At 67.9% G+C, this 12,985-nt stretch carries 12 protein-coding genes; 7 read left to right on the top strand and 5 right to left on the bottom strand.

Going from position 1 to position 12,985, the window contains the following annotated elements; all coding sequences use genetic code 11:
- Positions 1-57: 57 nt before the first annotated feature.
- The gene (locus E5A74_RS00580; protein ID WP_135981794.1) at positions 58-264 is read left to right on the top strand and encodes a hypothetical protein; all 207 of its coding nucleotides are present in this window, start codon (positions 58-60) and stop codon (positions 262-264) included.
- Positions 251-1,249 (top strand): tyrosine-type recombinase/integrase, encoded by a 999-nt coding sequence (locus E5A74_RS00575; RefSeq protein ID WP_135981792.1) that lies wholly within the window; start codon positions 251-253, stop codon positions 1,247-1,249. The genes E5A74_RS00580 and E5A74_RS00575 overlap by 14 nt, the downstream gene beginning before the upstream one ends.
- Before the next feature lie 68 nt (positions 1,250-1,317).
- Here the strand turns inward: E5A74_RS00575 and E5A74_RS00570 are convergent, their stop codons facing one another.
- From E5A74_RS00570 to E5A74_RS00550, 5 genes are all read right to left on the bottom strand, one after another.
- Positions 1,318-2,571, bottom strand: a complete 1,254-nt coding sequence (locus E5A74_RS00570; RefSeq protein WP_135981790.1) for an N-succinylarginine dihydrolase — start codon at positions 2,569-2,571, stop codon at positions 1,318-1,320.
- A 117-nt stretch (positions 2,572-2,688) separates the two neighbouring features.
- Complete coding sequence (locus E5A74_RS00565) at positions 2,689-3,699, bottom strand: arginine N-succinyltransferase (RefSeq protein WP_135981788.1); 1,011 nt, start codon at positions 3,697-3,699, stop codon at positions 2,689-2,691.
- Positions 3,696-4,904: a hydrolase gene (locus E5A74_RS00560; RefSeq protein ID WP_135981786.1), complete on the bottom strand. Its 1,209-nt coding sequence runs from the start codon at positions 4,902-4,904 to the stop codon at positions 3,696-3,698. The genes E5A74_RS00565 and E5A74_RS00560 overlap by 4 nt, the downstream gene beginning before the upstream one ends.
- Before the next feature lie 180 nt (positions 4,905-5,084).
- Positions 5,085-5,978 (bottom strand): DUF481 domain-containing protein, encoded by an 894-nt coding sequence (locus tag E5A74_RS00555; RefSeq protein WP_135981784.1) that lies wholly within the window; start codon positions 5,976-5,978, stop codon positions 5,085-5,087.
- A 59-nt stretch (positions 5,979-6,037) separates the two neighbouring features.
- Positions 6,038-6,532 (bottom strand): RNA pyrophosphohydrolase, encoded by a 495-nt coding sequence (locus E5A74_RS00550; RefSeq protein ID WP_135981782.1) that lies wholly within the window; start codon positions 6,530-6,532, stop codon positions 6,038-6,040.
- A gap of 240 nt (positions 6,533-6,772) precedes the next feature.
- Here E5A74_RS00550 and E5A74_RS00545 point away from each other — a divergent pair, with 240 nt between their 5' ends.
- The 5 genes from E5A74_RS00545 (at position 6,773) to E5A74_RS00525 (ending at position 12,951) form a co-directional block, all read left to right on the top strand.
- Complete coding sequence (locus E5A74_RS00545; protein ID WP_135981780.1) at positions 6,773-8,725, top strand: 2-oxoacid:acceptor oxidoreductase subunit alpha; 1,953 nt, start codon at positions 6,773-6,775, stop codon at positions 8,723-8,725.
- Complete coding sequence (locus tag E5A74_RS00540) at positions 8,722-9,270, top strand: hypothetical protein (protein ID WP_135981778.1); 549 nt, start codon at positions 8,722-8,724, stop codon at positions 9,268-9,270. Before E5A74_RS00545 ends, E5A74_RS00540 begins: the two co-directional genes overlap by 4 nt.
- A gap of 10 nt (positions 9,271-9,280) precedes the next feature.
- On the top strand, positions 9,281-10,315 hold the full coding sequence (locus E5A74_RS00535; protein WP_135981776.1) for a 2-oxoacid:ferredoxin oxidoreductase subunit beta: 1,035 nt from the start codon (positions 9,281-9,283) through the stop codon (positions 10,313-10,315).
- A 234-nt stretch (positions 10,316-10,549) separates the two neighbouring features.
- Positions 10,550-11,788 (top strand): SAM-dependent methyltransferase, encoded by a 1,239-nt coding sequence (locus E5A74_RS00530; RefSeq protein WP_135981774.1) that lies wholly within the window; start codon positions 10,550-10,552, stop codon positions 11,786-11,788.
- Entirely contained in the window at positions 11,788-12,951 is a 1,164-nt protein-coding gene (locus tag E5A74_RS00525) for a serine hydrolase domain-containing protein (RefSeq protein ID WP_135981772.1), read from the top strand. Before E5A74_RS00530 ends, E5A74_RS00525 begins: the two co-directional genes overlap by 1 nt.
- Positions 12,952-12,985 lie beyond the last annotated feature (34 nt).

Below are 12,985 nucleotides of genomic sequence, written 5' to 3'. Positions count from 1 at the left end.
GCGCGGAGAGACGGCGCGGATTTGAGAAGGACGATGACGAAGCCCTATTGGCCCCGCATGATGAAGCTCCGGACGGCGGCGCAGTATTGCGACCTTGCGCCGGCCAACTTCATGCGTGAGGTTGCGGCCGGTCGTCTCTCGCTGCCGGTGCAGCTGGGCGGCGACGATCATTGGGATCGCGAGGCGCTGGATCTGGACCTCTCCCGCCTGTCCGGCGCGGTCGACGATTGGCGAAAGGATCAACCGGGCCTTGCTGCTGCCTAAGTACGTCAAGCGCGTCCGGGCGAAGGGCCGGACCTATTATTACTTCGACACCGGCAAGGTGGCGGACGGCAAGAAGGTCTATGCCAGATTGCCGGACCTGCGCTCGCGCGAGTTCGGCGGAAGCTACGCGGCGCTGCTCGGCCATCGGAACCGCGGCCACTCGACCGAGCTGGTCCGCACGCCGAGGCTGATCGATCTCTACCAGCGCAGCCCCGCCTATCGGGGACTCTCCGACGCGTCGAAGAAGCTCTACGACATCTATCTTCGCAAGCTTGAGAAGCTGTTGCCGACGGCCCCGGTCGCCGAGATCACTCGCGCCGACATGCGCAAGCTGTTCGATGGCATGGCCGAGAAGGCCGGTGCGGCGAACGGTTTCCTCTCGACCTCGAGCGCGCTGTTCGCCTGGGCGGTCGCGCGGGAATATATGCCGGCGAATCCCTGCGACGGCATCGACCAGTTACCCGGCGGAGAGCACGAACCCTGGCCGCAGCATATCCTTGATGCTGCCCTGTCGGCCGATGACGGCACGGTCCGGCTCCTGACCCACCTGTTGCTCTACACCGGGCAGCGGCTTGGCGACGTGCTTGCCATGGCATGGTCCGACATCAGCGGCGACCATATCACCGTTCGGCAGCGCAAGACCGGCAAGGTGCTGGTGATCCGGATGCACAAGGATCTTCGCGCCGAGCTCGACAAGCGGAAGCGCGCCGGCGTTGTCATCTGCACCGACGAGAACGGCCGCGCGATTCGAGACCAATCCGCGCGCTACCGGCTGCAGAAGTTCGCCGCCGACCTCGGGCAAAAGGTTGTCCCGCACGGGCTGCGAAAGAATGCGGTGATCGCGCTGCTCGAGGCAGACTGCTCGATCGCCGAGACCGCTGCGATATCGGGCCAGACCCTCCGCATGGTCGAGCATTACGCGAAGGCGCGGAACCAGCAAAAGCTCGGCGATTCCGCGATCCTGAGGTGGGAGGCGAAGGCGTGAAACAAAACCGGACCCTACAAACTCTGGAAAACCATCGGGGAATTATCGTGCAAAATCAACGCATCAAATTACCTGTCAACTAATTCGACAGTTCCGAGCGCTTCGAGCAGCGCGACGCGGGCGGATTCGATGCGCCTGACCAACGCGGGATCGGCGATGTCGCCGGCGCCGATCGCCTCGGGCCAATGCGTTTCCACCACCCGGGCGATCAGATCGAGCCTCGCCGCGTCGACGAGGAAGCGCGGGTCGATCGTCGCGGGATCGGCGACGACGCGCAGACGCAGGCAGGCGGGGCCGCCGCCATTGGCCATCGACTCGCGGACATCGACCACCTCGACGCGGCGGATCGGGCCGTTGCCGGCGAGATGCGCCTGCAACCACGCCCAGACCGAGGGGGTCTCGCGCGCTTCCTCGGGGACGATCAGCGCGGTCTCGCCCGAGGGCAGCGTGACCAGCTGGGCGTTGAAGAGGTACGAGGCGATCGCATCCTCGAGGCTGACCTGCGCCGCGGGGACCTCGACGATCTCGACTTCGGGAAAGGCGGCGCGGAGATCGGCGTAGAAGCGCAGCTTGTCGGCAAAGGCCTGCTCGTGCGCGAACAGGACCCGGCCATTGGCGACCGCGACGACGTCGTTGTGAAAGGCACCGGCGGCGATCGCCGCGTCGGACTGCTGGACGAACAAGGTCCGCGCCGGCGCGAGGCCATGACGTCGCGCGATCGCGGCGCTGGCATCGGGGTGCTGCCGCGCCGGGAAGCGCCCGCCGGGCTTGCCATAGACGAAGATCTCGACGCCCGGCGCATCGTGCGCGGTGGTGAGGCGCATGTGGTTGGCCGCGCCTTCGTCACCGAATGGGGCGGGGACGGGGGCGTGGACCGCGAAGGCGGGGTCGGCGAAGGCGAGGCGGAGCTGGGCGAGCGTCTCCGGCCATTCATGGCTGCGGTGCGGCATCGTGGCGAGATTGGCGACGGTGAGGTGGCAGCGGCCGTCGGCGCTGTCGGGCGCGGGCGAGATGGTGGCGGCGTTGGCGGCCCACATCGCCGAGGCCGAGAGCGCCTGTGCCCTGAGATGGCCCGGGGCGTCGTCATAGCCGGTGGCGAGGCTGGCCAGCCAGCGATGATCGGGCCGGGCGTGCGGCAGGAGAATGCCCTGGCGCAGCCCCAGCCGCAGATTGGCACGCATCTTGGCGATGCCCTGCAGCGCGGCCGCGCGCGGCTGCGAGGTCAGGCCTTCGTTGCGGGTCGCGGCGAGATTGCCGGGGCTGAGCCCGGCATAATTATGGCTGGGGCCGATGATCCCGTCGAAGTTGATTTCCTGAAGCACTAGCCCCTCCCGTGCAGGGGCGGGGTTGGGGTGGGGCAGTGCCGCCGGCGTCGGTCTCGACGAGACGGCCAGGCCCGACCCCCAACCCCTCCCTTGAACGGAAGGGGCTCAAGAAGATCACCGGCCCGCATAGAGCACCTCGTCCCCGACCTGCACGCCGAGCGCGGCGGCGCCGGCGGGGTCTAGCGTGATGCCGCCCTCGACTTCGCCCACGCGGCCAAAGGCCGAGCGGAAATCGGCGAGGCGGCCGGCGGCGAGCATCGCGGGAGTGCCGCCCGCGACGATCTCGACCAGCGTGGCCGGCTTCGCGTCGCGGATCGTGCGGACATTGTCGGTGCGCGCGGTCATCGTCGGGCCGCCGTCGAAGATGTCGATATAGTTCTCGAAGGCGAAATTCTCATTCTCGAGCATCCGCATCGCGGCGCGGCCCGAGGGATGAGGAAGGCCGATCACCGCGCGGGCGCTCTCCTGGAGCATCGCGGTGTAGATCGGATGCTTGGGCATCAGATCGGCGATGAACTGGTTGCCATGGGTGGCGTTGAATTCGTCGGCCTGCTGGAAGTTCATCCCGAAGAAGCGCCCCGCGACGCCGTCCCAGAAGGGCGAGCCGCCGGCCTCGTCGATCACCCCGCGCAGCTCGGCGAGGATGCGCTCGGCAAAGCGCGCGCGGTGCTTCGCGATGAACAGATAGCGGCTGCGGGCGAGCAGCATGCCGAGCCCGCCGGCGCGCTCGCCGGGGTGGAGGAACAGCCCGCCGACTTCAGACGAACCCTCAAGATCGTTGACCAAGCTGAGGATTTCGGCACGGAAAGTCCTGTTCAGCTCTTGGCTGTGTTTGGTCACCGTGCCGATGCGGTAGCTGTAAAAGGGCCAGTGCTGGCCGACATGGGTGAAAATCTGGCAGGTGCCGCGCACCTCGCCGGTGTCGACATTCTCGAGCACCAGCACGAACAGATCGTCGAACAGCCCCTCCTCGTCGCGCGCGAAGGCGGCATAGCTGCGCAGCAGCTTGGCGCGGAGCGCGTCCTTCTCCGGCGGCAGATTGGTGAAGCCGCCACCGGTGAGCTTTGCCATCTCGTAGAGCGGCTGGAGATCCTCGTCGCGCGCGGCGCGGATGCGGAAGCTCATGGCCGGCCTCGCTCGGCGATGCGCAGGATGGTCAGCGCCGAGAGGGCGGCGCGCTCGGGCAGGCTTTCGGGAATCAGAAATTCCTCCGCAGAATGAATGGCGCCCCCGCGCGCGCCCATCGTGTCGACCACGGGGACGCCGCAGGCGGCGATGTTGTTGCCGTCGCAAACCCCGCCCGTCGCCTGCCATGCGACGGGGATACCGAGATCCGCGCCGGCCGACCGGACGAGCTCGAACAGCCGCTCGGCGCCGGGATCGAGCGGCTTGGGCGGGCGATTGAAGCTGCCATGGACCTCGACCCGGACGTCGTGCGACGCCATGACGTCATGCGCCGCGCGCTCGATCGCCGCCTTGGCGATCGAAATGCTCCATTCGTCGCGCGGCCGGAAATTGACACGCAGGATCGCCAGATCGGGGACGACGTTGTTGGGGCCGCCGCCGTCGATCCGCGCCGGATTGACCGCCAGCCCGGGGGCCCGCGCCTCGGCGAGCCGCACCGCGAGCGCGGCCGCCGCGACGAGCGCGTTGCGGCCCTCTTCGGGGTTGCGCCCGGCATGCGCGCTGCGCCCGCGCACGATCAGCGAGAAATTGCCGGTGCCGCCGCGCGCGCCGGCGAGCGTGCCGTCGGGCAGCGCAGGCTCATAGGTGAGCGCCGCGGCCTTGCCGCGCGCCGCGCCCTCGATCAGCCCGCGCGAGGCGAAGGAGCCAGTCTCCTCGTCCGAATTGATCACCACTTCATAGCCGAGCCGGCCGGCGAGCGGGCTCGCCTCGACTGCCTCGAGCGCGGCGAGCATCAGCGCGAGCCCGCCCTTCATGTCTGCGGCGCCGGGGGCGTTGAGCGCGCCATCGTCGCGCCAGCTGCCGGTCTGGAAGGGGTGATCGGCGGCGAAGACCGTGTCCATATGGCCGGTGAGCAGCATCTGGACGGGTGCCTCGGGGCGCACCGCGAGATGGAGATGACGGCCATGCGCGATCTGCTCGACGCGGCCGTCCGGCGTGACGCTCTCGACCGGCGCGGGATCGACGAGCGCGAGGTGGCCGGGAAGGATCGCGAAGGCCTGGGCGAGCGCATCGGCCATGGCGGCGAGACCGGCGAGGTTGCGCGTGCCGCTGTTGATCGCGGTCCAGGCTTCGGTGCGCGCGAGCATCGGCGCGTGCGCGACATGTTCGATCGCTGCCTGCTCGATGCTGGAAAGCCCGCTCATTCAAGGCTGGTAGCGCGAAATATTATTGCCGTCATCCCGGCGAATGCGGGGAGGGCATGCAGCGAGGGTATGGCGCAACCTGACGGAGGGGGCCGATCGACGAGCGGGTCGCCTGCGGAGATGCCCCTCGGTCGCCCTTCGGCGCCACCTCCCCCGCCAAAACGAGGGAGGATTGTGACGTCAGAAATCGACGACCAGCGCCGCGCGGCTGGTGGTGTCGGTGGTCTCGCGGCCGATCGGCGGGGTGCTTTCGTACTGGAGCGTGTACGAGAATTGCGCCGAGAAGGGGCCGAACAGCTTGGCGAGCAGCGCCGAGCGGCTCGACACTGTGCTGTTGGCGTCCTGGAGATAGGCCGAGGCGTTCTGGGTCACCGAGATGCCGGGCGAGAGCTTCCAGCCGAAATCGAGGCTGCCGCGCGCGGCGAGATTGCTCTCGCGCTTGTCGTCGATGAAGCGCGTGAGACGATAGGCGGGGCCCAATTCGACGTCGAGCTTGACCGCAGGCGACTTGATCGCGCTGTAGCCCGCCCCGGTCGACAGCGAGACGCGATCGTAAAAGCCCGAGAAGCGATCGCTCTCATATTGCGCGGCGCCGTACATATAGGCGCGATCGTCGAACTTCCAGTTGGGCTCGTAGGCGGCGAGATAGCGCTCGCGGGTGACGACGCTCAGGCTTTCCTGATAATCGGCCTGGAGCCGCAATTTGTGACGCCATTCGAGCGCCTCGCGGCGGAGCTCGACTCCGGCGGTGAGCCCGATATTCTGCGTGTTGCCGGTGCTGGCATAGGCGCCGAGCTCGGCGCGGCCCTTCACCAGATCGAAGAAATCGGCCTCGCGGATGCGGCGATTCGCCTTGGCGATGCGATCGTTGCGCCAGTCGCTGGCGATCTTGACCACGCGGTCCGCGCTCGCCGGATCGGCGGCCTTGGCATATTTGACGATGACCGCGACGTCACCCTCGCTGCCCGAGGCGATCGCGGCGTCGAGCATCGTCTTGATCGTCGGGGGAATCGGGGGATCTTCGGCTGCGGTGTTGGCCAGCAGCAGCGGCAGGGCGAGGAGCAGGGCGCGCATGGGCGTCCTCTAGTCATATTAATAGGGCACCAAAAGGGCAGCGTGCGACCGGCTGATGTCTAGGATCGACGAACCGTTGCCAGCGCGTCGGTGAAAATGTCGAGGAGCTGCCGGTAAAGCACGCGTTTGAAAGGGACGATGATGTCGGGGAGCTCCTCGGGCTCGGCCCAGCGCCACGCGCGGAACTCGGGCTCGGCGGTGGCGATGTTGACGTCGCTGTCCTCGCCTAGGAAGCGGAACAGGAACCAGCGCTGGCGCTGGCCGCGCCACTTGCCCTTCCACACCTTTCCGATCAGGTCCTCGGGGAGATCATAGGTCAGCTCGTCGGGGGCGGTGGCGACCAGCTCGGCATGGTCGCGCGCGACGCCGGTCTCTTCCCACAGCTCGCGCCATGCCGCCTCGAGCGGATCCTCGCCCGGATCGATCCCGCCCTGCGGCATCTGCCAGGCCTCGAGCACAGAATCGAGCCGCTGGCCGACAAAGACCTGGCCCGCGCGGTTGACCAGCATCACGCCGGCACAGGGGCGATAGGGAAGGGAGGCGATATCGGTCATGCGCTTCTCTGCTCCCCTCCTTGCAAGGGAGGGCTGGGGGTGGGTGCCGACGCGGCAGCGTCGGCGCAGCGGGCTGCGTGAGACGCTCGCTACGCTCGCAACCCACCCCTAACCCCTCGCTTGCAGGGAGGGGAATAGGAAAGGCGCGGCTTTGGACGGTGGTTTGGCATTTTCGGGCTTGGGCGTATCGCATGTGAGGCGTAGAGCATTCGCAACGAAAGAAAACCGCAGGACGAGGCCATGGCAACTGCCGCGCATCAGCTGACGCCCGAAGAGGCATCGGCCAACCCTGTACCCGAGGCGATCGTCGTTCGCTTCGCCGGGGATTCGGGCGACGGCATGCAGCTGACCGGCGGCCAGTTCACGCTCTCGACCGCGCTCGCCGGCAACGACCTCGCCACTTTCCCCGACTTCCCCGCCGAGATCCGCGCGCCGCAGGGGACCTTGTTCGGGGTATCCGCCTTCCAGATCAATTTCGGCTCGGCGCGGATCGACACCGCGGGCGACCAGCCCGACGTGCTCGTCGCGATGAACCCCGCGGCGCTCAAGACCAATGTCGAGGCATTGAAGCCCGGCGGGCTGATCATCGCCGACACCGGCGAGTTCGGCCAGCGCAACCTCGACAAGGCCAAATACGCCGCCAATCCGCTCGACGACGGCAGCCTCGACAAATGGCAGCTGCTCAAGCTCGACATCTCGGCGCTCACCGTCGAGGCGGTCAAGCCGTTCGGGCTGGGCAACAAGGAAGCGCTGCGCTGCAAGAACATGTGGACGCTGGGGCTGGCGCTGTGGATGTTCGATCGCGACCGCGCGCCGCTGGTCGAATGGCTGCGCGCCAAATTCGCCAAGGCGCCCAGCCTCGCCGAGGCCAATATCGCCGCGCTCAACGCCGGGCATGCCTATGGCGAGACCGCCGAGCTCGGCGCGATGGGGATCGCACAGCGCCAGGTCGCCGCGGCACCATCCGAGCCGGGGCTCTACCGCACCGTCACCGGCGCCGATTCGATCGCGCTCGGGCTGGTCGCGGGGGTCCAGCTCGCCGGGCTCAAGATGTTCTATGGCGGCTATCCGATCACCCCGGCCTCGGCGATCCTGCACAGCCTCGCGCGCCTGAAGGAATATGGCGTCACCACCTTCCAGGCCGAGGACGAGATCGCCGCGGTCGCCTCGGCGCTGGGCGCTTCCTATGCCGGCAGCCTTGGCGTCACCTGCTCGTCGGGGCCGGGCATCGCGCTCAAGACCGAGGCGATCGGGCTGGCGATCATGACCGAGCTACCGTTGGTGGTCGTCAACGCCCAGCGCGGCGGCCCCTCGACCGGCCTGCCGACCAAGACCGAGCAATCGGACCTCTACCAGGCGGTCTATGGCCGCAACGGCGATGCGCCGCTGCCGGTGATCGCGACGCGTTCGGCCGCCGATTGCTTCGACTGCGCGATCGAGGCGGTGCGGATCGCGACGCAATATATGACCCCGGTGATGCTGCTCACCGACGGCTATCTGCAGAATGCCGCCGAGCCGTGGAAGGTGCCCGACATGCGCAGCTACACGCCGTTCCCGGCGACGCACCACACCGAGCTGCCGCCCGAGGGCGAGAAGTTCCAGCCCTATGCCCGCGACGCGAAGCTCAAGCGCCCCTGGGTCAAGCCGGGCACGCCGGGCCTGCTCCATCGCATCGGCGGGATCGAGAAGGCGCTCGGCACGGGCAATATCGACTATTCGCCGTCGAACCATCAGGCGATGACCGACATCCGCCGCGACAAGGTGATGGGCATCGACGTGCCCGATCAGGCGGTCGCGCAGGGCAGCACGAGCGGCGCGCTGGTCGTGGTCGGCTGGGGATCGACCTATGGTCCGATCGCCAGCGCGGTCCGGCGGGCGCGGGCGCGGGGCGTCGACGTCAGCCATGTCCATATCCGCCACATCTGGCCGCTGCCGAAAAATCTCGGCGATCTGCTGGGGAGTTACGAGAATATTCTCGTACCAGAAATGAACACCGGTCAGCTCAAGACGCTGCTGCGCGACCAGTTCCTCGTCGACGCGAAATCGCTCACCAAGGTCTCGGGCCAGCCCTTCCGCATCGCCGAGATCGAGACCGCGATCGCGGCGTTCTTCGACAATATCCCCGACAATGAAGGCGGCGAGCTGCCGCCCGACAACAGCCAGCTGCCGAGCCAGGAGGCGATCAACCCGTGAACCGGCTTTCAGCAAGCTCATGGGCGATTCCCCTGCTGCTGCTCACCCCGGTCGCCGCGGCGCGCGAGGACAATCCGGGCACGGTTTCGGCAGCGGTCGAAGCGCGGCTGAGCGGCCTGCCCGACACGCTCGCGGGCCTGCCGCGCGTCGACGGAGGCTATGACAAGCCGATGGCAGCCTATCGCGGGCGCGGGGTGCTCGGTCCGGTGATCGCCATTGCGTTCAGCGATGCCGCGGGGCGTGCGGACTGGCGTCGCCTCGCCGATCTGGGGCGATCCAGCGCAAGCCAGGCCGAGTTGCTCGATACGTTGTTCGAAGGCCGTTTCGACATGGCTTCGCACGCCGATGCGCGCACCTATTTCGGCGACTATCTTACCCGGCAGGGCATCAAGCAGAGCTGGATCGCCGAATATGGCGGCGTCCGCATGACCATCCTCGCCACGATCTACCGGGCCGAGGACCGAAGCAGGATATTCGACGCCATCCGCAGGGATCTGCTGGGTGGCATCACCATGGAGAAAGTCGCTCCGGCGGACGCGAATTGAGAGAAGATCGATGAACGAGATCAGCACGATCAAGCCGAGCACGCCGAAGGATTGGGAAACCGATCAGGAGGTCCGCTGGTGCCCGGGATGCGGCGACTATGCGATCCTCAAGGCGGTGCAGCGCACCATGCCCGAGATCGGCGCCACGCCCGAGAACACCGTGTTCGTCAGCGGCATCGGCTGCTCGTCGCGCTTTCCCTATTACATGGAGACCTATGGCTTCCACACGATCCATGGCCGCGCGCCGGCGGTGGCGACGGGGATCAAGCTGGCCAACCCCGATCTCGACGTGTGGATCATCACCGGCGACGGCGACGCGCTGTCTATCGGCGGCAACCACACGATGCATCTGCTCAGACGCAATCTGAACTGCCAGATCCTGCTGTTCAACAACGAGATCTACGGCCTGACCAAGGGGCAATATTCGCCGACCAGCCGCGAGGGGACGCGCTCGCCCTCGACGCCGTTCGGATCGGTCGATCATCCCGCCAAGCCGTGCGCCTTCGCGCTGGGCAGCGGCGCGCGCTTCGTCGCGCGCGGGATCGACGTGCACAAGAACCTGCCATCGGTTCTGAAGGCGGCGCACGCGCACCAGGGCGCGGCGTTCATCGAGATCTTCCAGAACTGCATCGTCTACAATGACGAGGTGTTCGAGCCGTTCGCCGCCAAGCCCAATGCCGCGCAGGGTCAGCTGTGGTGCGAGGACGGCAAGCCGCTGCTCTTCGCCGGCGGCACCAAAGGGCTCGCGCTCGACATGGAGCGGCTGACGCTCAAGGTGGTCGACGTCGCCGAGGGCGACTGGGAGGCCGCGGGGGTGATCGTCCACAACGTCCACAACCGCGCGATCGCGCACATGCTGGTCGAGATGCCGTTCGGGCCGTTCCCGATGGCGCTGGGCGTGCTCTACGACGATCCCGCGCCGACCTTCGAGAGCGCGGTGGTCGCGCAGAATGCCGCGGCGAGCGAGGGCAAGATCGCCGATCTCCAGAAGCTCGTCGCCAGGGGCCAGACCTGGATGGTCGACAAGGCGCCGCATCCGCTGTGAGCGACGGGCCCTTTCGCGTGGACCCGAGATAGCCTCGCGCAGAGGCGCAGAGGACGCAGCGAATGGTTTCCCGCGTCGGCGGCGTGCTTCCTGATCGGTGATGCGGCGCGGCCGGGCGACCGCCTCTGCGCCTCTGCGCGAAAGAATCGCCGCGTCATGCCTTTGTGGCTTCCTGTGCTCCCGCTTCTTCCAAACCCCCTTGTCCGGGCCGCGGCCTCGTGCATGTAGGGCGCGATGAACGCGCCAACGCGGGAACAGGGTCGCCTCGAGAAACAAGGACGCGCGCGCGGCCTGTGGGGGCTGTTTGCGCCCGTCTTCCAACGCCGGCTCGACCGGCTCGACCGCGGGATCGCCGAAGGCAGCCTCGAGCTGCTGCTGCCCAGCGGGCGCGCACGGCTGCTCGGCGGGCGCGCGGACGGACCCGCCGCGGTGGTCGATCTGCGCAGCTGGCGCGCGCTGCTGCGGCTCGCGCTCGAGGGATCGAGCGGCTGGTATGAAGCCTGGGCGGCGGGCGAATGGGCGAGCCCTGATCCGGTGCAGCTGTTCGCGCTGTTCAGCCGCAACCGCGCCGGGCTGGCCGGGCCCGCGCGGGCGACCGGGCCGTGGCGGATCGCCAAGCGGCTGTGGCACTGGGCGCGGCGCAACGACCGCGACGGTTCGCGGCGCAACATCCATTTCCACTACGACCTCGGCAATGATTTCTACCGGCCGTGGCTCGACGCGAGCATGACCTATTCGAGCGCGCTGTTCGCCGAGCCGGGGCTGTCGCTCGAGGCGGCGCAGCAGGCCAAGCTGCAGGCGATGCTCGACCGCACCGCGACCGCGCCGGGCGAGGCGATCCTCGAGATCGGCTGCGGCTGGGGCTCGTTCGCCGAGCTTGCGGCGCGGGCAGGGCGGCGCGTGCACGGGATCACGCTGTCGACCGAGCAAAAGGCCTGGGCCGAAGCGCGGACCGCGGGTCTCGACGGGGCGGCCTTCGCGCTGACCGATTATCGTGACGTCACCGGCAGTTTCGACGCGGTGGTGAGCATCGAGATGGCCGAGGCGGTCGGCCGGCAATATTGGCCCGCCTATCTCGCCGCGATCGCGCGGGCGCTGAGGCCCGGCGGGCGCGCGGCGCTGCAGGTGATCAGCTTCGACGACGCGTTGTTCGAGGGCTATGCCAACAATGTCGACTTCATCCAGCGCTACATCTTCCCCGGCGGGCTGCTGATCCGCGAGAGCGAGTTCCGACGTCTTGCCGCCACCAACGGCCTCGCCTGGCGCGACGAGGCGCGGTTCGGGCGCGATTATGCCGAGACGCTCAAGCGCTGGCGCGAGAATTTCGAGAGCGCCGTGGCGGCGGGGCAGCTGCCGAGGCAGTTCGACGCGCGCTTCGTGGCGCTGTGGCGCTATTATCTGATGTATTGCGAGGGCGGGTTCCGCGGCGGCGGGATCGACGTGCTGCAGGCGACCTTGGTCAAGGAGGGGTGATGAAGGGATGGATGCTGGCGGGCGCGCTCGCGCTCGGGATCGGCGCGGGGCCGGCGCTGGGGCAGGTGGCGCTCGACAAGGCCGACACCAGCGGGCTGCGCAAGGTCGGCGCCGAGGTGCTGTTCTGGAGCCAGGCGCAGCGCGACGCCAATTTTCCGCACATGGAGAAGATCTTTCCCGGCCACGTCGTCAAGGCGGGCGGCAAGGTGCATGCGCTGCCCGCGGGCGAGCCGCTGGGGCTGAGCGACGCCGAGATCGACGCGTTCATCGCCAGCCAGAACATCTCGGGGCTGATCGTGCTGCAGGACGGCAAGGTCCGGCTCGAACGCTATGCGCGGGGCTATACCCCGCAAGGGCGCTGGACGAGCTTCTCGGTCGCCAAGTCGTTCACGTCGTCGCTGGTCGGCGCGGCGATCCGGGACGGATACATCAAATCGGTCGACGAGCCGGTTACCCGATACATCCCCGAGCTTGCCGGCAGCGGCTATGACGGGGTGACCATCGCCCAGCTGCTCACCATGACGTCGGGCGTACGCTGGAACGAGGACTATACCGACGCGAAGTCCGACGTCGCGCGGATGTTCCTCGAGCCGGTGCCGGCGGGCGAGGACCCGACGATCTTCTACATGAAGAAGCTGCCGCGCGAGAGCGCGCCGGGCAGCAAATGGGTCTACAAGACCGGCGAGACCAATCTGATCGGCGTGCTGGTGATGCGCGCAACGAAGAAATCGCTCGCCGACTATCTGAGCGAGAAGATCTGGCGCCCGTACGGCATGGAGCAGGACGCGTTCTGGATGATCGACCCCTCGGGCCACGAGGTCAGCGGCTGCTGCCTGTCGGTGTCGCTCCGCGACTATGCCCGGCTCGGCCAGTTCGTGCTCGAGGGCGGCAAGGGCGTGGTGCCCGCCAACTGGTACGCCGAATCGACCCGCAGCCATGCCGAGATAGGCCGCCCGGGCTTCGGCTATGGCTATCAATGGTGGAGCTACCCGCAGGGCCGCTTCGGCGCGCAGGGGATTTTCGGCCAATCGATCCGGATCGATCCGAAGAGCCGCACGGTGATCGCGATCTCGGCCGCCGCGGCCAAGGCGACCGACGGCGGCTATGGCGAAGCGCGGACGGCGTTCATGGACAAGCTGTTCGCGGCGGCGGCCGGCAAGTAACCGTCAAAATCCCCCTGCCGCGCGGCGGAGGGCG

The sequence above is a fragment of the Sphingomonas naasensis genome (genome assembly GCF_004792695.1).
GTDB lineage: Bacteria > Pseudomonadota > Alphaproteobacteria > Sphingomonadales > Sphingomonadaceae > Sphingomonas > Sphingomonas naasensis.
This window is presented reverse-complemented; position numbering and strand designations above follow the sequence as displayed.

Coding starts and splice junctions, on each gene's coding strand:
- E5A74_RS00550 (WP_135981782.1), bottom strand. CDS start 6,532: ATGACCGATATCGCCTCCCTTCCCTATCGCCCCTGTGCCGGCGTGATG.
- E5A74_RS00555 (WP_135981784.1), bottom strand. CDS start 5,978: ATGCGCGCCCTGCTCCTCGCCCTGCCGCTGCTGCTGGCCAACACCGCA.
- E5A74_RS00560 (WP_135981786.1), bottom strand. CDS start 4,904: ATGAGCGGGCTTTCCAGCATCGAGCAGGCAGCGATCGAACATGTCGCG.
- E5A74_RS00530 (WP_135981774.1), top strand. CDS start 10,550: ATGAACGCGCCAACGCGGGAACAGGGTCGCCTCGAGAAACAAGGACGC.
- E5A74_RS00565 (WP_135981788.1), bottom strand. CDS start 3,699: ATGAGCTTCCGCATCCGCGCCGCGCGCGACGAGGATCTCCAGCCGCTC.
- E5A74_RS00545 (WP_135981780.1), top strand. CDS start 6,773: ATGGCAACTGCCGCGCATCAGCTGACGCCCGAAGAGGCATCGGCCAAC.
- E5A74_RS00525 (WP_135981772.1), top strand. CDS start 11,788: ATGAAGGGATGGATGCTGGCGGGCGCGCTCGCGCTCGGGATCGGCGCG.
- E5A74_RS00580 (WP_135981794.1), top strand. CDS start 58: ATGATGAAGCTCCGGACGGCGGCGCAGTATTGCGACCTTGCGCCGGCC.
- E5A74_RS00535 (WP_135981776.1), top strand. CDS start 9,281: ATGAACGAGATCAGCACGATCAAGCCGAGCACGCCGAAGGATTGGGAA.